We start from the raw sequence: 20,772 nt of genomic DNA on the forward strand, positions 1-20,772 counted from the left end.
TATTTCTTTTTGACTTACTCTTCAACTCTCCCTCGACTCCGCTCGGGATGACATTGGAATTATTGATTAAATGTTGCTAAACCGTTTGATGCGGCTGCAAGATTGCACATCCTGAAAAGCATTCTTGCACCTACGTTTCCATTCCATTCATTATTTCCCGGAGCTACTTCGTTCAGGTCAAAACCAATGATTTTCTTTCCGGAGCGGGCAAGCATTTCAAACAAGAAAACTGCCTGCTCGAATTCCAAACCTCCGGGAACAGGTGTTCCGCTGTTCGGGCAAAGTTTAGGATCAAGCCCGTCAATATCAAAACTTATATAAACGTGTTTAGGCAGTTCCTGTATAATATCAGAGCAGATGGAAACCCAACTTCTGCTGCGATACAATTGCTCTTTCAGCTGAAAATCAAAAAATGTTTTCACTTTTCCATTCGAAGAATTGATATAATTATTTTCCTCTTCGCACCAGTCGCGGATTCCAACCTGAACGAGTTTTTTTATCTGAGGAATTCTTAATGCATTATACATAATGGAAGCATGGGAATACTTAAATCCTTCATATGCTTTTCTCAAATCACAGTGCGCATCTATTTGTAAAATACCAAACCCAGAATGTTTTTCAGCCAGCGCTTCCATTAATCCAAGCGGAGTACTGTGGTCTCCACCAACCAGTCCGACTAATTTATTTTTCTTCAGATGTTTTTCCGCAGATTTTTTTACCCATGACTTTAATTCTGTACAACCTTTATTTACCACAGTACAGATACTTTTCATAGCAGGAGTATCCGTTGAAATACCTTTTTCAACGTTGCTGATATATTTGGAAGAAATTTTTCTCAGCGCAGTATTCTTTTTGAAAATCTCTTTTGAAATTTCTTCCATTGCCACACCAATCTTCCAGGAATCTTTCACCAGCGGGTCAAACAAATCCACCTGAGCCGAAGCCTCAAAAATCGCCTGCGGACCGCATGATGTTCCTTCAGCATACGAAACAGTTACATCCCAAGGCACGGGAATGAGAATGAGTTCCGCTTCATCGGTTGTGAATGGAAGTCCGAAAATATTTCCATCGCCTGTTGCGGGACTATTCGGGTCGAAGTTTTTAAATTTAGATTCTTTGCTCATGCTATAGAATTATTTTCCATTCATTAAAATTAAAACCTCTTAGAAATTCTTCAATGTTCATTTTTTTTCTTCCTGCTAATTGCAACTCCAAAAGATTAATAAATCCTTCTTTCACGGCAATCTTAACAAACAATTTTCCATCCGTTTGTATTGAGCCCAGTTCATTCTGATGATTGACTATTTCTTTTGAAGCGCTGAATATTTTTAAAGATAAAATTTCATTTTCTTTTTTGACTTCAGTCCATGCTGTAGGGTACGGGCTTAATCCGCGGATAAAATCATAAACATCTTCCGCTTTTTTCTTCCAGTTTATTTTGCAATCCTCTTTAAAAATCTTCGGGGCAAGTTTTGGTTTTTCACTGGGCTTCAGATAAGTTAACTGGTCTTCAGGAGTATAATTTCCTGATTCTATAGCCCGAACAGTTTTGAGCATCAGATCCGCACCGTCTTTCATTAAGCGTTCGTATAAATCTCCCGCGTTGTCTTCTTCCCGGATATTTTCTTTAGCGCGAAGAATTATTTTTCCAGTATCAATTTCGTCATCAAGAAAAAAAGTAGTGACACCGCTTTCTTTTTCCCCATTGATGATTGCCCAGTTGATAGGTGCGGCTCCGCGGTAATGTGGAAGAAGCGAGGCATGAAGATTAAATGTTCCAAGTGAAGGGAATGACCAAACTTTTTTCGGAAGTTTCCGAAACGCGACAACAATGCCAAGATTGGGATTCAGTTCTTTCATCTGACTGAGAAATTCTTCGCTCTTTAAATTTTCTGGCTGGAGCACACTGATGTTTTTACTCATCGCGTACTCTTTCACTGCTGAAAACTTTAACTCAAGCCCTCTTCCCGCAGGTTTATCAGCAGCGGTGACAATTCCAACAACGTCATAATTATTTTTCATCAGCATATCTAAAGAAGCGACTGCAAATTCAGGAGTGCCGAAAAAAACTATGCGTAGTTTTTCATCCATAATTATCAGCGTCCTTGAATATCGGTGAGTTCAACAATTTGCCCTGCCATACAAGTGCTCACGGCATTCTTTTTAGGAATATACTTTATCCAAACAGACAATAAGTCTTTCTTAAATCCCAAAGAAAGATTGGTCGGCTCTAATTTTTTTTCATCCTCCAGTTTGAGAATATATTCACATCCGGAAACTTCATAATAAATCACAGTAGCTTTAGTATATCCTTCTTTTTCAAAATCTCTTTTTTGTTCAATGGAAGTTACTGTATCTGTGGTTGTTTTCTTTTTACAATGACAGGAGGAAAAGAACCAAGAACCACTACTCAACAATACAGAAATAAAAAATATTTTTTTCATGAAAAATGTTTTGCCAAACTTACGAAGAAAGAATGTTCATTCGACAAAAAGCACAAGCCCTTTTAAGTATTCTCCTTCAGGATGGAAAATGTTTACAGCATGGTCGGGGGCTTGAGAAAGATGATGAAGCACGCGAACGTTTCTTCCGGCTATTATCGCTGCGGATAAAATTGTTTTTTCAAAAAGCGGGCGGTCAATCACCTGCGAGCAGGAAAAAGTGAAAAGAATTCCTCCTGCCTTAATCTGTTTCAGCGCTTCAATGTTCAATCGTTTATATCCCATCAACGCATTGTGGCGAACATTAAAATGCTTGGCAAATGCGGGAGGATCAAGCACCATCACATCATACACATCTTTTTTGTTTTTCAGAAAATCACAAACATCCGCAGCAAAGGATTTATGTTTGCCGGAAAAGGAATTCATCTTCACATTTTTTTCAGCGAGTTCAATGGCTCGCTTTGAACTATCCACAGAATGAACTTCGTTTGCTCCTGCATTCAAAGCATAAACCGAAAATGCTCCCGTATAGCAAAAAGCATTGAGAATATTTTTTTCTTGGGAGTAGCGCGCAAGCATCTGGCGGTTCTCACGCTGGTCAAGAAAGAACCCTGTTTTCTGACCGCCTTTCCAATCTGACCAGAAGGATAATCCGTTTTCAAAAATCAAATGTTGTTCATCGGTCCCTTTTCCAAAAAGATATTCGTTCTTTACGCCTTCGGCATATTTTTTAGGAAGGGTTTCCGCACTTTTATCGTAAACAGCTAATAGCTTTTCTCCATAAATTTCTTTCAGCGCTTCCACGATTTCATTTTTTGCAAGATGCATCCCGATAGAATGGCATTGCATTACACAGGTTCCGTTGTAATAATCAATGATGAGTCCGGGCAAACCGTCCCCTTCTGCGAAAACAAGCCGATAGCAATTAGTGGCAGGATTTTCTGCAAGCCCTATTTTTTTTCGAAAGTCGTAAGCGTTTTTAATTTTTGATTTCCAAAAATCAGAATCAGGATTTATCTTTTCAAAAGAAAAAATTCGCACAGCAATACTTGAATCCTGATAATGCCCTATGCCGAGGAATTCGTCTTTATTGTCGAACACTTCAACAATGTCTCCATCCTTAACCTCAACCTTATCCTTCACCTTTTTTATCGCACCTGAAAAAACCCATGGGTGAAACCTGCGAAGCGATTGGTCTTTTCCTGAAGAGAGCGTGATTTTGAGGAATCCCATAAAGTAAATCTACATATAAAAGGGCGCAAAGATAAGTTTTTGGCTTAGTATCCTATTATTTATCAAATTTGTGCAATAATATTTTTACTACATTTGCCATCAACTTAAACAAGACTAATAAATCCAATGAAAAAACTAATTCTACTTGCCAATGCCTTAGTGCTGGCTGGTTTTCTTTCTTCTTGCGGAAATTCTACAGACAAAACGGATAATAATGCAGTGGACTCAACCGCTGTGGATTCCTCCGCTATGAACGCTGTTCCTGAGCAACCTCAGGAATATATTTCTATTCCATCGCCCGATGAGATGTTTTCTTTTATGAAGGATGTTGGCGGTGAAGGAAAAAGTACTACCTACTTGAATAATCCTGACAATTACAAAAATTATGTAGAAACAAAATCCAAAGCACTCAATTTTGGAATTTACGCTACTGATTTTCTTTATTGCTCCACATTTGATTACGGAACAGAAGCTCTCAAGTATTTTGTGAATGTGAAAAAATTAGGCGATGATCTTGGTATTTCAAATGTTATCAGCCAATCCACAGCAGACCGTATTAAAAGCAATATCGGCAAAAATGATTCTTTAACTGATATTTCAAATACACTTTATTTTTCTGCTATTGCTGAATTGGAGAAAAGCGACAAAGCAAGTGTGCTTGCACTCGTTATTGTTGGCGGATGGATTGAAAGTATGAATTTGGTTACTAACATGGTAAAAAAATATAAAGCTGATAACCCGGCTATTGACCGCATCGCAGAACAGAAATATACTTTAGATAATCTTTTGGGATACCTTGATAAATATAAAGAAGATGCAAATGTTGTTTCCGTCACTGGTCAATTGAACGAATTAAAAGGCGTTTATGACCAATTAAAAGAAGAAGCTACAAGTGGCACGGTTTCTGCAAAAGGCGGTAAGAAGGTACTTGGAGGAGGAACAAAAATCACCATCACAGAAGCGCAGTACAAAGCGATTGCAGAAAAAGTAAAAAACATACACGATAGTTTCACAATGCCAAAATAATATCAGACAATAACTCAAAAAAAAATATCATGAAAAAGTTTGCATCCCTCTCTCTCTCTCTCCTATTCAGCATTGCATCATTTGTTGGAATGGCACAGCGATATGGAAATGTTCCAAAGGTTGCTGCTTCAAACCCCTGCACGGATTTTCACAGAAAATCCTGTCTCCGTTCGCCTGACGAAGGATTTGCTTATAACGGGCAATCCCGCAGCGGACTTTTCGCAAAAGGGCAGCAGTCAACCATAAAAGCAGTATTCTACAAAGGAATGGATTATCATATTTCTGTTTGCACGGAAGATGAAACTCAGGCAAACTTCCTGATTAAAGATGCAAAAACAGGCGAAGTGTTATATGATAATACAACTGATAATAATACTCAGGAGATTCAAATAAGTAACGAAAATACCCGAAGCGTAAACATTCAGGTTGTTCTTCCGGGTGGCGATGGAAAAGACGCGAAAAAAGATATGGTGAAAGGACAGGAAGGAATGTGCGCGGGATTGCTCATTGAACACCGAAGAAGCGACAAAACAGGTTTCTAACTATTAACTAAAAATCTATAGGGCAACAAAGCATCAGCCCCTGCATAGTCAACACCTATGCGGGGGCTTTTTGTTATCTGCCTTTTGGAAACAATTACTCCTTTATCTTCAATCCATATTTTATTTCCGAGCAGATTTATTCCTGTGTGAGTTGTATTGATTCCTAACCCCTGTGAAACAGTTCCTGGTCCTGAACAGATATGAACATAGTTTTTTTTCTTTCCTCTCCTTATTAAAATTATTTCGATTCCCTCAAGTGGTTTAATTCCTCTGATCAGTACAGCATGTGGAATATTTTTTTCATTAGTAACCACATTAAATAAGTGATGCATCCCATAACAGAGATACACATAGGCAGTTCCGCCAACAGAATACATTGTTTCTGTCCGATTAGTTCTTCTGCCGCCATATGCATGAGAAGCACGGTCTGTTTCTCCTGCATAAGCTTCCGTTTCAGTGATAATACCAGCAGAAATTTTTTCATCAAACCTGGTATACAAAACTTTACCAAGAAGCTCTTTTGCTATGAGAACAGTATTTTGTCTCGTATAGAATTCGCGCGGGAGTTTCATTTATGCCAAGAAAGTTTGTTGCCCTCGTCATACACTAATTTATTATTATCTATCAGCCATTGAATCACCTTAATGCTTTTATCCTCTGACGAGTTTTTTATAGCATTAACCAATTCTGAAAGTGAAAGCGATCTTTTTGCAAGCAGGATTTTCAACTGTTCAGTCACTTTTTCAAATTCAAGATTACTCAATTCAAGTTTGTTTCTTTCAAGGCAGAAATCACAGATGCCGCATCGGTAAGAATCGGTTTCGCCAAAATAAGAAAGGAGCATTACGTTTCGGCATTTAGTTTTTGATTCAACATAATGAAGCATCCCATCTTTCCGCTCAACTGATTTTTGTTTCCTTTTTTGAAAATTCTCAGATGAGATATGAATGTTCTTTGCGTCAATTCTTTCTCTGAGAAAAATCATTTTTGGCATTTCAGTTTGAGGGAGATAAGAAAGCACCTCCAACTTTTCAAGTTCATTAAGAAGTGCTCTTATATTATCAACTGATTTTCCCATTCTCTTTCCGAGTTCCTGCTCAGCAATCTTTACGTACCCGTCAAAGACACCCGAATAAGATCGTAATAACAATTTTATGAATTCATCAAACCCAGTATGTTCTACCTGAAATTTATACAACTCTTCCTTATTAATGCTAAAATGAATCCGCGAGGGCTGATAAAAAGCATCTGTCATCGAGATGTATCCTTCCTTCTCAAGGAATTTTATGGCGTTAAAAGCAATAAGATGATTCAAACTATAATGCGAACAGAAATCACTTATGTCAAATTCAAACATGCTGCCTTGCCCTGCTCCAATGGGAATCTGAAAATAGTTGGCAAGCGCCTGATATGTTTTTTTTATCTCTTCCATGGCAGGAAAACTCATCTGGAGATTGTGTTCCATTTCAATTTTATCTGAGTCATTATAAAGCAAAACCGCATATGATTTTTTTTCATCGCGCCCTGCCCTTCCCGCTTCCTGAAAATACGCTTCAATACAATCAGGTAAATCCATGTGAACCACAAAACGAACATCAGGCTTATCTATTCCCATACCGAAGGCATTGGTGCAAACAATCACACGTACTTTATTCTGAATCCACGATTCTTGTTTCGCATCGCGAATATGAGCTTCAAGTCCTGCGTGATAAAAATCCGCGCTGATTTTACTACGATGAAGGAAATCTGCAATCTCCTGAGTTTTTTTTCGGTTACGCACATACACAATTCCAGTTCCCTTAATTTTTGCAATGATTTTTAAAAGACGATTCATTTTATCTTCTTCCTTCACCACCACATAAGCAAGATTTTTTCTTTCAAAACTTTTTTTCAGAAGATTTTCCTTTTTAAATAAAAGTTTTTGCTGAATGTCTTTTGCGACTTCAGGAGTAGCAGTAGCAGTAAGAGCCAGAATAGGAATTGCAGGAACAAGTTCCCGCAATTCAGCAATCTTCATATAGCTCGGACGGAAATCATATCCCCACTGAGAAATGCAATGTGCTTCATCCACTGCAATCAGGTTTACTTTCATTTTCTTAATTCTCTCACGCGCAATCTCAGTTTCCAGTCTTTCAGGAGAGAGATAAAGAAATTTATAATTGCCGTGCACGCAATTATCAAACGCAATGTCAATTTCCCTTTTGTTCATGGCGGATGTTATCGCCATTGCCTTAATTCCTTTCGCTTTCAGATTTTCTACCTGATCTTTCATTAAAGCGATGAGGGGAGAAATCACAAGGCAGGTTCCTTCTTTCACTAATGCGGGAACCTGAAAACAAATTGACTTACCTCCACCTGTTGGCATCAGCGCAAGCGTATCATTTTCATCAAGAACAGAATTAATAATTTCTTCCTGTAAGGGACGAAACTGACTGTAACCCCAGTGCTTAAGAAGTATTTGCTGAATAGTCATTGTACAAATAGCTAATCAAGTACGAATATACGAATCGTACTTTTAGAAAAATCACTCTAAGAGTCTGCGGAGTTTATCTATGGATTCACGGTTTTCAGGAAGGTCAATAGAGTTTGCAACTTTTTGTTTTTCGTGATTGGTAAGATGCCATGAAAGAGAAATCTTGTCTGGAACTTCATTCTTCAGGTCAAAATCAACAATATCAATCTGCCCGTTGAACCACGAGCTGATAAATTCAATTTCCTGGCTCTGAGTGAAATCCTGCATATAAAAAAGATTTCCGTAAAAACTTCCTAGAGGGCGGGTGAGAGCACCCATCATAGTGGGCAAAGGATTTTCTTCTATGGGAAACTCTTTGTGCCTGTCACGGATTTGTATGATGACAACTCCACTGGTATTTGTTTCTATCCAATTTTTGAAAACATATAAATATTTCAACGCCACTTCTATTCCGTAATTATCACGCATGCCAGCATCCATTATTTCGATGGCGGGCTCGCTGGGCAGAGAAACTATCGGTGTGATGTAAGGAAAGGTTGAACTCATCCTCAAAACACTTGTAAATAAAATGCTGTCGGCACTTTGTTTTCTGAAGAAGCGGGAAAACTCGATCCCATCATTCAGCTGTGTAACATGGAGATTTGCAGTTTTCGCGTTCTGCGTTAGAAATGAAACAGGAAGTGACGAAACAATAAGCTTTCTTCCGTCATTTACAATCGTTGGAGAAAAAATCATCATCGGCACAATCGCTTCTGATTCTACTAATCGGTAATCAAATAATCGCTTTCCTTCAAAAACATTTCCCAGATTTTCATCCATCCGCTCTTCAAAAACATAACCTCTGTCCTTATTGTACTTATATTTTCCATAGCTTACTTTTTGTAAAGAAAGAAACCAATCGCTGGTGGCAATGCTGAAGGCAACTGAATTCAAAATATCTTTTGAGACATCAGAGAGATAATTTTGGCTATAGAGATTTGCTTTGCCCGATTGACTTTGCCAGTAACGTTCACGCAAATAAGCAGCGCCAATCATTCCGCCAGAGGCACCGGTAATGAGTGCAATATGTTTCATTAATTCACCTTGCAATAAACTATCTGCAAACTGCAAAGATTGAAAAGTCCACAGGGAAGAACGAAGTCCGCCACCGCTTGTGCATACTATTACAAACTTTGGTTTTTCATTTTTTTCTAACGTTGATTTCAGGTTTTTCAATCTCCATTTATTCAGAATCTCAATCATATTTTTGAAATCAGCAGCGGCTGTATCTTTCTGCGAAGCAAATTCATTCAGGCGTTTGTTGTTAAAAATAGCTTTTTCAGTTTCGTAATTTAAACCATATACTTTATTAATGTTATTGAAAAAATCAAATTGATATAAATAATTCAGGACAACCATAAACAGAAGAAGTACTACCGGAGCCCATCCTTTAAAAATAGTATACAAGGGAACAGGAAGCATGATGAGCATAGTGAGCAAAAGAAAAACACTAGCACCTGCGGGGAACATGAGAAAAGGCACTTCACGAAAAAATCCAAATCCGAGCAGCGTGATTATTGCAATGGAAGAATATATTCCAGCATTCCTGTAATTCTGGCTAAAAACCTTTTTAAGCATCTCGCGCTTATAGTGCCGCACAGCACGAACCAGACGGACGCGAAATAAATTACTCAGATACGTTTCTACATACCAGTCGCGGGATTCTTTTATAAGGTAGGGGTTTTTCCACGAATCACTTCTTTTCTGAAAACGCTGAAGCAGTTTCGTATCTTTTTCTTCCTGTGGTTTCACACCAAACATTCTGTGAATGTCTTTATTCGTCCTGAAAAAATATAAAAGAGTTACCACCACAAATAAAGTAAACCCACCAAGAAATCCTCCAACAAAAGTCATAATCTCAGTGACAGAATAAATTTGTTCGCCTCTGAGAAATGAAATAATGTTCCACACATAAACAAAAAGGAAAACACACGGAATAATGTAATTATTGATGCAATATTTTGTAAACGGGTGTGAAAGCGTGGCAAGAAAAGGAAAGCGAAAACTGTTAAGTATATAACTGGCAATATTGAATGCCATGGTGAATCCTCCGCAGGCAAAGCCAACGATAAAATAAGAAAGTGCAGAAACCTCATCAAGATATTCAGGATTCAGGAATAAATAAGGAATTCCATAGCGGGGAGCAAACGACTGGGTAACGATACCAAAAAGCAAACCCCAGATGGAAAGAAGGAGAATATTTTTTTTCAGATGAAGAAAAAGCAACTGGAATGGGAAAAAGAAAATAAACCGTCTAAAACTTGGATGCAGAAATAATTTTTTCATACTCTCTTTTACGGAACAAAACCGAATTAGTTTCAGATTTTCGCTCTGATAATGGCAAGAATTTTTATTTCCATTTTTTTCGCATTATCTTCAATTCTTTTGCCTTTCTGTACAATACTTCGCGCAAAATTCTTGTCCGATAAACCTTTTGCATTGATTTTCACGTTGAGGTAAGCACCCAGCACCGCGCTTCTAACACAGAGTGCTCCCACTCCTGCGTCAGAAATAGAATTAGGATTTCCATATCGCACCATTGCTTCAATGATTTCCATTGACTCATAGCACAACTTCATTACACTGAAAGGAACTTCAGTTGCGTATTTCGTTGCAGATTGAATTTCCTTTTCTCTCGCTTTCTTTTCTTCTGCACTGGCTCTCGGCAAACTGAATGCGCTCATGATTTTATTGAAAGCATTTGTATCTTCATCTACTAGTTTCAAAAGTTCATCTTTTACTTTCTGCCCTTTCTCAGCCCATTTTGAAAATTCTTCCCACTGCTCGTCCCAGCCTTTCTTGTGTGAAGAAAGATTCGCCACCATTGTTCCGAGGGAAATTCCAAGCGCACCGATGTATGCTGAAATGCTTCCACCGCCCGGGGCAGGACTTTCACTTGCCGTTTCATCAGCGAAATCGCTGAGAGACATTCCGATTAAATTCATTTTGTTTTTGTCTGTGAGTTGATATTCGATTATTCGTTCTTCCGGTTTGAAAGGTTTGAGTTCATCTAACCCGAGTGACTTCACAGCAATCTTTATTAATTCTTTTTCTGAAATACCGACAGAACGATTTTGTTTTTTCAGAAAATATTTTCCTGCATCAAGTAATGATTGCAATGGAATTAATCCTACAAGTTCAGAACCAGTCACACGCATTCCCCGATTGTTTGCGCTTTTTACGCATTCATCAAACGCAACGTGAACAGGAGTGATGTTGATGTTGGTGAGATTCATGCTTACCTGAGCGATTCCGTATTCCGCAATGTACCAGCCGATTCCTTTCACAGCTTTACATGTGCCAGGATGAACTACATCATTTACTTTTCTTCCTGCCTCACGAACATCAAATGCAACAGAATTTGCTCTGCGAATAGAAGTCGTATTCAGATTCACATTGTACGCAACTAAAAATTCTCTTGCGCCAATTACAATTGCTCCTCGTTTTGGATCATATTCTGCCGGACCAAAATCAGGTTTCCATTCTGTTTTTTTAATCTTTTTAAAAAATCCTTCGTACTCTCCTTCGCGGATGATAGCAAGATTTTTTCGGGCAGGATTCTTTTGAGCATGTTCATATAAATAAACAGGAATCTTCAATTCTTTTCCTACACGCTCGGCAAGTATCTGCGCGAACTTCGCAGTCTCTTCCATAGAAATTCCGAAAATGGGAATGAACGGGCAAACATCTGTTGCACCCATGCGGGGATGCTCACCTTTGTGCTTGCTCATGTCAATGAGTTCTCCTGCTTTTTTGATGGCGTTGAAACATGCTTCAACGCAGACATCGGGTGCTCCGACAAAAGTCACCACCGTTCTATTCGTTGTTTTGCCCGGATCAACATTCAGAAGTTTTGCACCTTCCACTTTTTTAATCTCGTCAGTGATTTGCTTGATGATGGACAAATCATTTCCTTCGGAAAAATTGGGAACACATTCAATAAGTTGTTTCATAGTGAAAAAATATTATGCAAAACTAACTATAAATTTTCTCAGTGTATTGTAATTGGATTTTTTAAATAAAGAATATAATTTTGCTGCTGAAATAAGTGCTAAAAAAATCAACAACGGTTCAATAAGTAATCGGTGTCTTGTTTCAACATAAAAAAAAGCATGAAAAAGTGACAATGCTACAGGCATGGTCATCAGGATCCATGTTTTTCTAATAAAAAAGCAAGATGTAAATGCAAGAATCAAGATAGTCAAAAAGAAAAATTTATAAAAAGGAATGAACTGCTGAATGAAAAATGGGTATTCATTCCCAATCAGTTTTCTGAACATCCAAAAATTCTTCAACTTAAGCAAATAAAGTTTCAAATAACCAGATGGGTTTTCTTTAACATTTTTAACAAACTTATTAATAAAAAAATCATTTTGACCAGCTGGAGTAAGAGTGCCAATATAGTTCACGTCTTTTGTTGACAGCGCACTGTAATAATTCAAACCTGAGTTCAAATAATTACTGCCTTCTGAATCAGGAATTGATCCTTTCCATAAATCCCTGCCAGATGAAGCAAATCCAACAATATTATCCTTGTGAAAATTTCTTATCAACCAGGGAGCATTGACAAAACCTGTCACTAAGAAAAGAATAAATGTATTTCGAGTCAAGCGCAAAAAACCAAAACGATTTTTACTGAGAATCAGAAAAGGCAGAATAGAAATTGCAAGCGTAGTTCTATCCATTACGGCAAAACCAAATGCAATTGCATACAAAAAAAGATTTTGAAAATTATTTTTTTCTAAAAATCTGAACATCAGAAAATTTAAAAGAGTAAAAAAGAAAAGATTTTCAATGAATGGATGGATTTTTAAAAAAATGTAATAATTAATAATGGGATGTAGGAGAAAAATAAGTACAGATATTTTCACAATAGTGCCTGAATATTTTTTTAAACTTTCATTCAAATTAAAGACACCCAGCCATTTCTGAAATACACATGGCAGCATAAACGCAGTAAGCATGTTAAGAAAAATATGATACAGAATAACACAGAACAGGTTGATATTGCTGATCTTATAAATCATAAATAACATGAATGGGTAAATAGGAAACTGAAAACTGTAATGACGAGCGCCATCACAATCATAAAAAAAATTACCTGTTTTTAAAAGATTAACTGCAATATCATGGTCTTCGTAAAGAAAAATATCCTGCTTAATCAATAAACTAAAAATAATTTTTATCGCTGTTAATAATAAAATGATTAGAGTGAATCTCATGTTTGGATTTTTCCATTAAGGATAACAATGCCAATTAAATCATTCGCAAAAGAATATGGAATGAATGAATAGTCAGGAATTTCTTTGGTAATGAAAATATTCGCCTGCTTTCCTATGGCAATGCTTCCGTGTGTTGCGGATAAATTCATTGCGAAAGCGGAATTTATTGTTGCTGCATTAATCGCTTCTTCAGGCGTGAGTTTATAATGAACGCAGGCATGAGCAACCATAAAGTTCATATTTCCGCTTGGAGATGAGCCAGGATTGTAATCAGAAGCAATAGCAAGAGGCAAACCAGCGTCAATCATTTTGCGTGCAGGCGGATATTGCAGGCAGAGAAAATACTGCGCACCCGGAAGAATGGTTGGCATAGTTTCGGATTTTTTCAGAAGAGAAATATCATTGTCATTCACAAATTCAAGATGATCAACTGAAATACCACCGCATTCAACTCCTGCCTCAACTCCACCGCTGTGGCTCAACTGTTCCGCATGAACTTTTCCTTTCAGTCCGAATTTATTTGCAGCTGTAAGAATTTTTATCGTGTCTTCTTTCATAAAATAATCTTTCTCGCAGAACACATCGCAATAGTCAGCCAGTTTTTCTTCTGCGATCTGCGGAAGCATTTCATTTATAATTGCATCAATATATTTTTCTTTTGTCGTGCCTGATGGAACTGCATGTGCACCTAAAAAAGTTGCTTTAATGGTGAGCGGGGAAAGTGTTTTCAGTTTTTTTATCACGCGCAGCATTTTCAATTCCGATTCAAGAGAAAGTCCGTAACCGCTTTTGATTTCCACTGCACTAGTTCCGGTCATCATGATTTCATTCAGCCGTTTCAAAGCGGATTGAATCAATTCTTCTTCCGAAGCTTCATTAAGTTTTTTTGCGGAGTTCAGAATTCCTCCACCACGTTTTGCAATTTCTTCATAACTCAAACCATTTATCCTGTCCACAAATTCTTTTTCGCGCGAGCCGGCAAAAACAATGTGCGTGTGTGAATCGCACCAGCAGGGAAAAACGAGTTTGTCGGTTGCGTCAATCACCTGCAGACTGCTCCAGTCAGTAATGCCGGGAAAATCTTTCATTTCGCCAAAATCTGCAATCTTATCATCTTTAATTGCCAGCCATGCGTTTTCAAGACAAGGAAGTTTTTTCATCTCAACGCCAGAAACTTTTTTAATTCCGCTTTCGCGAACTTGAACGAGTGATTTTATATTTTTTATTAAAATCTTCATAGCAGATTGAAGGCGAAGTTAATAAATAGAAGGGATTGTGTATTTTTGCTTCCATGTCAAACACCCTCGGCAAAATATTTTCACTTACCACTTTTGGAGAATCGCACGGAGTTGCGTTGGGCGGTGTGATTGATGGCTGTCCTGCCGGGTTAGCAATTGATTTGGATTTTATTCAATCCGAACTTGACCGCAGAAGACCGGGACAATCCAACATTGTTTCGCAGCGGAAAGAAGGCGACAAAGTAGAATTCCTCTCTGGAATTTTTGAGGGCAAGACCACAGGAACTCCTATTGGCTTCATCATCAAAAACGAAAATCAAAAACCTCTAGACTACGATCATCTGATTGATGCGTATCGTCCTTCACACGCAGATTTTACCTACGATAAAAAATACGGCATCCGCGATCACAAAGGCGGAGGAAGAGCATCGGCACGTGCTACTGTTTCAAGTGTTGTTGGAGGAGCGATTGCAAAACTTCTTCTTAATAAGTCAGGAATTAAAATTTCTGCTTACACTTCGCAAGTTGGAGATATAAAACTTTTGAAAGATTATCACACGCTTGATTTATCTAAGACAGATTCCAACGCAGTGCGTTGTCCCGATGAGTTGATTGCCGACACGATGATTAAAAAAATTGAGCAGGTGAGAAAAGATGGCGATACGATTGGTGGAGTAATTTCCTGCATCGCGCAAAATATTCCGGTTGGTTTGGGCGAACCCATCTTTGACAAACTTAACGCAGAGTTAGGAAAAGCAATGCTTGGCATTAACGCAGTGAAAGGTTTTGAAATAGGAAGCGGATTTGAAGGCGTGAAGATGAAAGGAAGCGAGCACAATGACCAATTTCAAATTACGAATGACAAATTACGAATGACGAATATAAGAACCAAAACAAATTTCTCAGGAGGAATTCAAGGAGGAATTTCCAACGGAGAAGATATTTTTTTCACAGTAGCGTTCAAACCTGTTGCAACAATTATGCAAAAGCAAATGACAGTGAATTCAAAAGGAGAAGAAGTGGAGTTGATGGGAAAAGGTCGGCATGACCCTTGCGTTCTTCCCCGTGCGGTGTCGATTGTGGAGGCGATGTGCGCTCTGGTTCTGGCTGACCATTTGCTAAGGCACAGATGCACACAGATGTAAACTGATTCAGAAGGATTTATTTATTAGCCAACTTTTTACAAATTCTTTCGCTTGAGGCAAAAACTGATTGAATTCATTTTCGAATTCGGAATAATACTTTTTCAAATCCTCCGAGGCAAATTCCATATTTGATTTGAAAGTAGTTCTCCTGCTCATTCCATAAAGCGCATCCCCTATTCCCTCAATGCTTGCATACGAAACAAACAAATTGGTCCTGAAAGCGTATTTCAGAAACATCAACGACTTTTCAGGAAAATGAAAAACATTTTTTAACATCAGCGAATGAACTTCGTCTGCGTATTGCTCCAGCGGTTTGCCGGAATAATCCATCCAGTTCTTTGCAAGGAAGTGGTCATAAAAAATATCCACGATAACGCCTGCGTACTTCCTGTAGTTGGGGCGCAGCCGCTCAACACTTTTTAAAAATACAGGATGATTGTCAGAATAATAATCAATAGCTCGATGAAGCAGGATTCCTTTTTTGATTCCATCAGGAAACTTCTGATAAGCACTTCCCTTCACCGAATCAGCAATGAAGTTGCCGATCATCAGTTGCTCATCGTTGCCGGAGAGATATAAATGCGCGAGGAAGTTCATAACTCTACGAATGTACCATTTAACAAATATTAAATCTTAAATATTACATATTACTTTATATTCGCAAAGAATTATGCTTACGCTTTTCAAAAAAGAAATTCGCGCTTTCCTGAGTTCCCTCATCGGCTATATTGCCATCTGCGTTTTTCTTTTACTCATCGGATTGTTTTTGTGGATACTTCCAACGGATTCAAACATTCTCAACAACGGATACGCAGGACTTGACGCACTTTTCTCCCTCGCTCCATGGGTTTTTCTTTTCCTGATTCCTGCCATCACCATGCGTTCATTTGCAGATGAAAAAAAAGCGGGTACGATAGAATTTCTTTTAACAAAACCTCTCACCGACTTGCAAATCATCCTCGCAAAATATTTCGCAAGCGTTACACTGGTACTTGTTTCTTTGCTTCCTACTCTCATTTATTACTACACGATTTACAAACTCGGAAATCCTGTCGGCAATATTGATTCAGGCGGAACATGGGGCTCTTACATCGGGTTGTTTTTTCTGGCTTCTGCTTTCTCTGCTATAGGAATTTTTGCTTCCTCGCTATCCGATAACCAAATCGTTGCATTCATTCTCGCAGTGTTTCTTTGCTTTTTTCTCTACATCGGTTTTGAATACATCAGCATGCTTGATTTGTTCGGAAAGGTGGATGATTTTATTCTCTCGCTAGGTATCAACGACCATTATACATCCATGAGCCGCGGGGTAATTGATACGCGCGATGTGATTTATTATCTAAGCATAATCGGGATTTTTATTTTACTCACGAAAACAACTCTTGAAAGCCGAAAGTGGTAATGAAAAAACGAAAAGACATAATTCAATTGTTCCTGAGCATCGCCATTATAGTGCTCGTGAATTTCATTGCTACATTTTTCTTTTCCCGCTTTGATTTAACTTCCGACAAACGCTACACGCTTTCTCCCGCCACCAAAGCAATGCTCGGAAAACTGGATGACATTATTTATTTTAAAGTTTATTTAGACGGAGATTTGCCCGCAGCATTTGACCGTCTGAAAACTTCTACAAAAGAAATGCTGGACGAAATGCGAGTGTACTCACACGGAAACATCGAGTATCAGTTCATAAACCCTCTCGAAAGCAACGAGAAGAAAAAACAGGATGACATTATCCGCCAGTTGATGCAGAAAGGTCTTGTGCCAACCGATATTCAATTGAATGAAAAGGCGGGAATGACTCAGCAGACAATTTTCCCCGCTGCGCTCGCAACTTATCGCACGCGGGAATTTCCGGTGCAGCTCTTCAAAGAGCAAATAGGCACCCCGAGTGATTTACAGCTTAATAATTCCATCCAATCGCTGGAGTATGAACTCATTTCTGCCATCCGAAAGTTAACCATAAATGTAAAAGAAAAAATAGCTTTTACGGAAGGGCATGGAGAATTAGACTCAACCGATGTGGCAGACATTACTACATCTCTTGCCGATTATTACACCATGAGCAGAATTAAACTTGAAGGAAAAATTAAAAATATAGAAGAAATAAATAAACTGCAGACCATTATCATTGCGAAGCCTGATTCGGTTTTCTCAGAGCAGAACAAATTCATCATTGACCAGTTCATCATGCAAGGCGGAAAAGTACTTTGGCTGGTGGATGGCACCTATGCCAGCATGGATAGTTTGACCCGATCTCCGGAAACGTTCGCGCTTGCCATGCCCCTTAATCTCGAAAGCCAGCTCTTCAAATACGGTGCGCGCATCAATGCAAACCTTGTGATGGACATGCGCTCTGGTGTTATACCGGTTCCTGTGAACAATAAATACCAACTGTTATCCTGGTTTCATTTTCCGTTGCTTGCCCAAAGCAATAATCATCCGATTGTGAATAACATCAATCTTGTGAAAGGAGAATTTACAAGCACTGTTGATACGGTTAGCGTTTCAGGAATTAAGAAAACATTTTTACTATCAACTTCAAAATACACAAATGTTCAGAATGCTCCTGCGAGAATCGACATCCGAACTATTTTCAAGGAACCCGATGTCAGATTTTTTAATCAGGCATATAAAACCGTTGCCGTTCTGCTGGAAGGTGAATTTGAATCGCTATATAAAAATCACCCTCTGCCGGGAATTGATTCCATTCCGGAAATAAAATTCAGGGAAAAAAGTTCTCCCACTAAAATGATTGTAGTGGCAGATGGCGATGTGATAAAAAATGCCGTTCAACATTCCTCTGGCAGGGCTTATCCCTTGGGGTATGATATTTATTCCAAGCAAACGTATGGAAATAAAAATTTCATCCTGAATGCAGTTAATTATCTTTGCGATGATTCAGGATTGCTGGAAGTACGCTCACGCGAAATAAAATTAAGAATGATGGACAGGAAAAAAGTTACAGAAGAAAAATTCAAATGGCAGACGATGAATACCGCAGTGCCTCTTCTTCTTGTGATTGTTTTTGGAATTGTTCAGGCAATTATCCGTAAAAGAAAATTTGCAAATTAAATATGAAATCAAAAAGAAGAATTCGCGTTGCTGCAGTAATGGTGATTATCCTTTCATCTCTGTCTTTCTGGATGATTTCACACAATGGCAAAGGAACCATCCGCAAGGAACTCTTTGATTTCGCAGTAGCCGATACTGCTTCTATCTCTAAAATTTACATGGCAAACACAGGTGGAAAACAAATTACAATTGAGAAAGAAAAACCGGGCGAGTGGAAAGTGAACGGGAAATTTAAAGCGAGAACCGAAGCAGTGAAAAATCTTCTTACCTGCATAAAAGACTTGCAGGTGAGAAACCCGGTGGCTAAAAGCGCTATTGAAAATATTTCCAAACAGATGGCAACCTCCTCAACCAAAATTGAGATTTATAACGGAGAAAATTTAATAAAGACGTATTATGTGGGAAGCGACACGCAGGACGGACTCGGCACATTCATGCTTCTTGTTGACGCGGAGACCGGAGAAAACTCTACCCTGCCTTTTGTAATGTTCATTCCCGGCTTCAACGGATTTCTTTCCGTGAGATACTTTATGGATGAAGATTTGTGGCGTGACAGAAGCATCTTTTCTTTTTACCCGGATCAGATTTCATCCATATCCGTTGAGTATACCCGCTACAGGGATTCATCCTTCACTATTTATTTTTCTGATAAAAATGAAATTTCAATCGCAGACAGCAAGGGTGCCAATCTTCCCAGCTTCGATACCCTCAAAGCAAAACGCTATATTACCTACTACTCAAACATCCAGTATGATGCTTTGAAAAATCAGTTGCGTGATTCTTTTAAAGATTCAGTTATTGCAAAAGGACCGGTGCACATTATCAAACTTAAAGACCGGAAAGGTAAAATTCATGTTGTGAAAACATTTTCAAAACAACCGGATAATCCCGGGCAAATTGATGAAGTTACCGGCAAGCCGATAGTCGAAGACCTTGAGCGCATGTTTGTATTAATCAATGACGATAAAGATTTTGCGCTCATTCAATATTATGTCTTTGGAAAACTTTTTATTGGCATTTCCTACTTCAAAACTCCCGTTTCGTCCGACAAAGCAATTGGTGTTAAGAAATAGTGAAGAAGTTGTGTAAAAGTATGCTCTCAGGAGGTAATTTTTTTATCCTTATTAATTACTTTCGTTCCCCATTCAACCTAACAAATAATTTATAACAAAAATGAAATTCATCGTCTCCAGTTCAGCATTATTAAAACAGCTTTCTGCGCTCAGCGGAGTGCTCAGCACCAGCAACGCGCTTCCCATTCTTGATAATTTTCTTTTTCAGATAAATAAAGGAGAATTAAAAATTTCTGCTTCCGATCTGGAAACAACCATGACTGCCTCGCTTCCTGTTGAATCAAAAGATTCAGGAACGATTGCGGTTCCTGCACGATTGCTTTTGGATACATTAAAAACCTTTCCGGAACAGCCATTGACATTCACTATTGATAAGAAAAAATTCGCCATAGAAATTTCCTCTGACTACGGAAAATACAAACTCACCGGTCATGACGGAGAAGATTTTCCGAAGATTGCGGAAATAGAATCTCCTTCTTCTTTTGAAATGGAAGCCGATACGCTGAACAAAGCCATCAGCAAAACATTATTTGCAGTGGGAAATGACGAACTCCGCCCGGTGATGTGCGGTGTGTTTGTACAATTGGAATCAAACGGAATCACGTTTGTTTCTACAGACGCGCATAAATTGGTACGTTACAAACGCAGTGATGCGAAATCAAAAAAAGCAAGTTCATACATTATTCCCAGAAAGCCGCTCACGCTTCTTAAAAATGTTTTAGCAGGAGATGGAAAAGTGAAAGTGGAATACAACAACACGAATGTTTCTTTCTCTTTCGGAAATTCTCATCTGATTTCCCGCCTCATTGATGGTAAATATCCAAACTATGATGCCGTGATTCCGAAAGAAAATCCAAATAAACTTATAGTGGACCGTGAAGCTTTTTTGAATTCCATTCGCAGAGTTTCCATCTTCGCTAATAAAACAACTCACCAGGTTCGGCTGAAAGTAAAAGGAAGCGAGCTAAATGTTTCAGCGGAAGATTTGGATTTCTCCAACGAAGCCAGCGAGCGCCTCACCTGCAATTATAAAGGAGAGGATATGGAAATAGGCTTTAACTCAAAATTTCTTGCCGAAATGCTCAGCAACATGGACAGCGAAGAAGTGCAATTTGAAATGAGCAGTCCGAACCGCGCGGGAGTGATGATTCCGGCAAAGAACGGAAACAAAGAGGAGGACATCCTCATGCTGGTGATGCCGGTGATGCTCAATAACTAATTTTTGTATTCTGCTTTGCATCGAATTTCCAAGATTGAGTTAAAAA

Annotated in this window: 18 protein-coding genes; 7 read left to right on the plus strand and 11 right to left on the minus strand. The window is 38.5% G+C overall.

Annotation, left to right across the window (positions count from 1 at the left end):
• Nucleotides 1–59: 59 nt before the first annotated feature.
• From HY841_06770 to HY841_06785, 4 genes are read right to left on the minus strand one after another with little or no spacing between them, the layout of a single operon-like run.
• Entirely contained in the window at nucleotides 60–1,124 is a 1,065-nt protein-coding gene (locus HY841_06770; protein ID MBI4930446.1) for an agmatinase family protein, read from the minus strand.
• Between the two features lies 1 nt (nucleotide 1,125).
• On the minus strand, nucleotides 1,126–2,091 hold the full coding sequence (locus HY841_06775; GenBank protein MBI4930447.1) for a methionyl-tRNA formyltransferase: 966 nt from the start codon (nucleotides 2,089–2,091) through the stop codon (nucleotides 1,126–1,128).
• 5 nt (nucleotides 2,092–2,096) lie between these two features.
• Nucleotides 2,097–2,444: a hypothetical protein gene (locus HY841_06780; GenBank protein ID MBI4930448.1), complete on the minus strand. Its 348-nt coding sequence runs from the start codon at nucleotides 2,442–2,444 to the stop codon at nucleotides 2,097–2,099.
• 36 nt (nucleotides 2,445–2,480) lie between these two features.
• Nucleotides 2,481–3,674 (minus strand): class I SAM-dependent rRNA methyltransferase, encoded by a 1,194-nt coding sequence (locus HY841_06785; GenBank protein MBI4930449.1) that lies wholly within the window; start codon nucleotides 3,672–3,674, stop codon nucleotides 2,481–2,483.
• 126 nt (nucleotides 3,675–3,800) lie between these two features.
• Here HY841_06785 and HY841_06790 point away from each other — a divergent pair, with 126 nt between their 5' ends.
• Both HY841_06790 and HY841_06795 read left to right on the plus strand, forming a co-directional pair.
• Nucleotides 3,801–4,700, plus strand: a complete 900-nt coding sequence (locus tag HY841_06790; GenBank protein MBI4930450.1) for a hypothetical protein — start codon at nucleotides 3,801–3,803, stop codon at nucleotides 4,698–4,700.
• Between the two features lie 29 nt (nucleotides 4,701–4,729).
• Nucleotides 4,730–5,242: a hypothetical protein gene (locus tag HY841_06795; protein MBI4930451.1), complete on the plus strand. Its 513-nt coding sequence runs from the start codon at nucleotides 4,730–4,732 to the stop codon at nucleotides 5,240–5,242.
• On the opposite strand, the gene HY841_06800 is transcribed toward HY841_06795, so the two are convergent.
• From HY841_06800 to HY841_06825, 6 genes are read right to left on the minus strand one after another with little or no spacing between them, the layout of a single operon-like run.
• A complete protein-coding gene (locus HY841_06800; GenBank protein MBI4930452.1) occupies nucleotides 5,239–5,814 on the minus strand; it encodes a DNA-3-methyladenine glycosylase in 576 nt (191 codons plus the stop codon). The genes HY841_06795 and HY841_06800 overlap by 4 nt on opposite strands.
• A complete protein-coding gene (locus HY841_06805; protein ID MBI4930453.1) occupies nucleotides 5,811–7,715 on the minus strand; it encodes a RecQ family ATP-dependent DNA helicase in 1,905 nt (634 codons plus the stop codon). The genes HY841_06800 and HY841_06805 overlap by 4 nt, the downstream gene beginning before the upstream one ends.
• A 51-nt stretch (nucleotides 7,716–7,766) precedes the next feature.
• Nucleotides 7,767–10,040, minus strand: a complete 2,274-nt coding sequence (locus HY841_06810) for a patatin-like phospholipase family protein (protein MBI4930454.1) — start codon at nucleotides 10,038–10,040, stop codon at nucleotides 7,767–7,769.
• Between the two features lie 32 nt (nucleotides 10,041–10,072).
• On the minus strand, nucleotides 10,073–11,707 hold the full coding sequence (ftcD, locus tag HY841_06815; GenBank protein MBI4930455.1) for a glutamate formimidoyltransferase: 1,635 nt from the start codon (nucleotides 11,705–11,707) through the stop codon (nucleotides 10,073–10,075).
• Nucleotides 11,708–11,719: 12 nt separating this feature from the next.
• The gene (locus tag HY841_06820) at nucleotides 11,720–12,976 is read right to left on the minus strand and encodes a hypothetical protein (GenBank protein MBI4930456.1); all 1,257 of its coding nucleotides are present in this window, start codon (nucleotides 12,974–12,976) and stop codon (nucleotides 11,720–11,722) included.
• Nucleotides 12,973–14,214 (minus strand): imidazolonepropionase, encoded by a 1,242-nt coding sequence (locus tag HY841_06825; GenBank protein ID MBI4930457.1) that lies wholly within the window; start codon nucleotides 14,212–14,214, stop codon nucleotides 12,973–12,975. Before HY841_06825 ends, HY841_06820 begins: the two co-directional genes overlap by 4 nt.
• A 53-nt stretch (nucleotides 14,215–14,267) precedes the next feature.
• On the opposite strand from HY841_06825, the gene aroC reads away from it, so the two are divergent.
• A complete protein-coding gene (gene aroC / locus HY841_06830) occupies nucleotides 14,268–15,359 on the plus strand; it encodes a chorismate synthase (protein ID MBI4930458.1) in 1,092 nt (363 codons plus the stop codon).
• Nucleotides 15,360–15,365: 6 nt separating this feature from the next.
• On the opposite strand, the gene HY841_06835 is transcribed toward aroC, so the two are convergent.
• Nucleotides 15,366–15,956, minus strand: a complete 591-nt coding sequence (locus HY841_06835; GenBank protein MBI4930459.1) for a DUF479 domain-containing protein — start codon at nucleotides 15,954–15,956, stop codon at nucleotides 15,366–15,368.
• A 73-nt stretch (nucleotides 15,957–16,029) separates the two neighbouring features.
• Between HY841_06835 and gldF the strand changes: the two genes are divergently transcribed.
• The 4 genes from gldF (at nucleotide 16,030) to dnaN (ending at nucleotide 20,726) form a co-directional block, all read left to right on the plus strand.
• Entirely contained in the window at nucleotides 16,030–16,761 is a 732-nt protein-coding gene (gene gldF / locus HY841_06840) for a gliding motility-associated ABC transporter permease subunit GldF (protein ID MBI4930460.1), read from the plus strand.
• Complete coding sequence (gene gldG, locus HY841_06845; protein MBI4930461.1) at nucleotides 16,761–18,434, plus strand: gliding motility-associated ABC transporter substrate-binding protein GldG; 1,674 nt, start codon at nucleotides 16,761–16,763, stop codon at nucleotides 18,432–18,434. The genes gldF and gldG overlap by 1 nt, the downstream gene beginning before the upstream one ends.
• Nucleotides 18,435–18,436: 2 nt before the next feature.
• Entirely contained in the window at nucleotides 18,437–19,507 is a 1,071-nt protein-coding gene (locus HY841_06850) for a hypothetical protein (protein ID MBI4930462.1), read from the plus strand.
• A gap of 100 nt (nucleotides 19,508–19,607) precedes the next feature.
• Nucleotides 19,608–20,726, plus strand: coding sequence for a DNA polymerase III subunit beta (gene dnaN / locus HY841_06855; protein MBI4930463.1), 1,119 nt, complete (start codon nucleotides 19,608–19,610; stop codon nucleotides 20,724–20,726).
• Nucleotides 20,727–20,772 lie beyond the last annotated feature (46 nt).

This window comes from Bacteroidota bacterium (assembly GCA_016213405.1).
GTDB lineage: Bacteria > Bacteroidota > Bacteroidia > Palsa-948 > Palsa-948 > Palsa-948.

What these genes read in the sequence shown, in the direction of transcription:
- HY841_06785 (MBI4930449.1), bottom strand. Translation starts at nt 3,674, where the DNA reads ATGGGATTCCTCAAAATCACGCTCTCTTCAGGAAAAGACCAATCGCTT.
- HY841_06820 (MBI4930456.1), bottom strand. Translation starts at nt 12,976, where the DNA reads ATGAGATTCACTCTAATCATTTTATTATTAACAGCGATAAAAATTATT.
- HY841_06805 (MBI4930453.1), bottom strand. Translation starts at nt 7,715, where the DNA reads ATGACTATTCAGCAAATACTTCTTAAGCACTGGGGTTACAGTCAGTTT.
- HY841_06790 (MBI4930450.1), top strand. Translation starts at nt 3,801, where the DNA reads ATGAAAAAACTAATTCTACTTGCCAATGCCTTAGTGCTGGCTGGTTTT.
- aroC (MBI4930458.1), top strand. Translation starts at nt 14,268, where the DNA reads ATGTCAAACACCCTCGGCAAAATATTTTCACTTACCACTTTTGGAGAA.
- HY841_06810 (MBI4930454.1), bottom strand. Translation starts at nt 10,040, where the DNA reads ATGAAAAAATTATTTCTGCATCCAAGTTTTAGACGGTTTATTTTCTTT.
- HY841_06835 (MBI4930459.1), bottom strand. Translation starts at nt 15,956, where the DNA reads ATGAACTTCCTCGCGCATTTATATCTCTCCGGCAACGATGAGCAACTG.
- HY841_06775 (MBI4930447.1), bottom strand. Translation starts at nt 2,091, where the DNA reads ATGGATGAAAAACTACGCATAGTTTTTTTCGGCACTCCTGAATTTGCA.
- dnaN (MBI4930463.1), top strand. Translation starts at nt 19,608, where the DNA reads ATGAAATTCATCGTCTCCAGTTCAGCATTATTAAAACAGCTTTCTGCG.
- ftcD (MBI4930455.1), bottom strand. Translation starts at nt 11,707, where the DNA reads ATGAAACAACTTATTGAATGTGTTCCCAATTTTTCCGAAGGAAATGAT.
- HY841_06800 (MBI4930452.1), bottom strand. Translation starts at nt 5,814, where the DNA reads ATGAAACTCCCGCGCGAATTCTATACGAGACAAAATACTGTTCTCATA.
- HY841_06850 (MBI4930462.1), top strand. Translation starts at nt 18,437, where the DNA reads ATGAAATCAAAAAGAAGAATTCGCGTTGCTGCAGTAATGGTGATTATC.
- HY841_06795 (MBI4930451.1), top strand. Translation starts at nt 4,730, where the DNA reads ATGAAAAAGTTTGCATCCCTCTCTCTCTCTCTCCTATTCAGCATTGCA.
- HY841_06825 (MBI4930457.1), bottom strand. Translation starts at nt 14,214, where the DNA reads ATGAAGATTTTAATAAAAAATATAAAATCACTCGTTCAAGTTCGCGAA.
- gldG (MBI4930461.1), top strand. Translation starts at nt 16,761, where the DNA reads ATGAAAAAACGAAAAGACATAATTCAATTGTTCCTGAGCATCGCCATT.
- HY841_06780 (MBI4930448.1), bottom strand. Translation starts at nt 2,444, where the DNA reads ATGAAAAAAATATTTTTTATTTCTGTATTGTTGAGTAGTGGTTCTTGG.
- HY841_06770 (MBI4930446.1), bottom strand. Translation starts at nt 1,124, where the DNA reads ATGAGCAAAGAATCTAAATTTAAAAACTTCGACCCGAATAGTCCCGCA.
- gldF (MBI4930460.1), top strand. Translation starts at nt 16,030, where the DNA reads ATGCTTACGCTTTTCAAAAAAGAAATTCGCGCTTTCCTGAGTTCCCTC.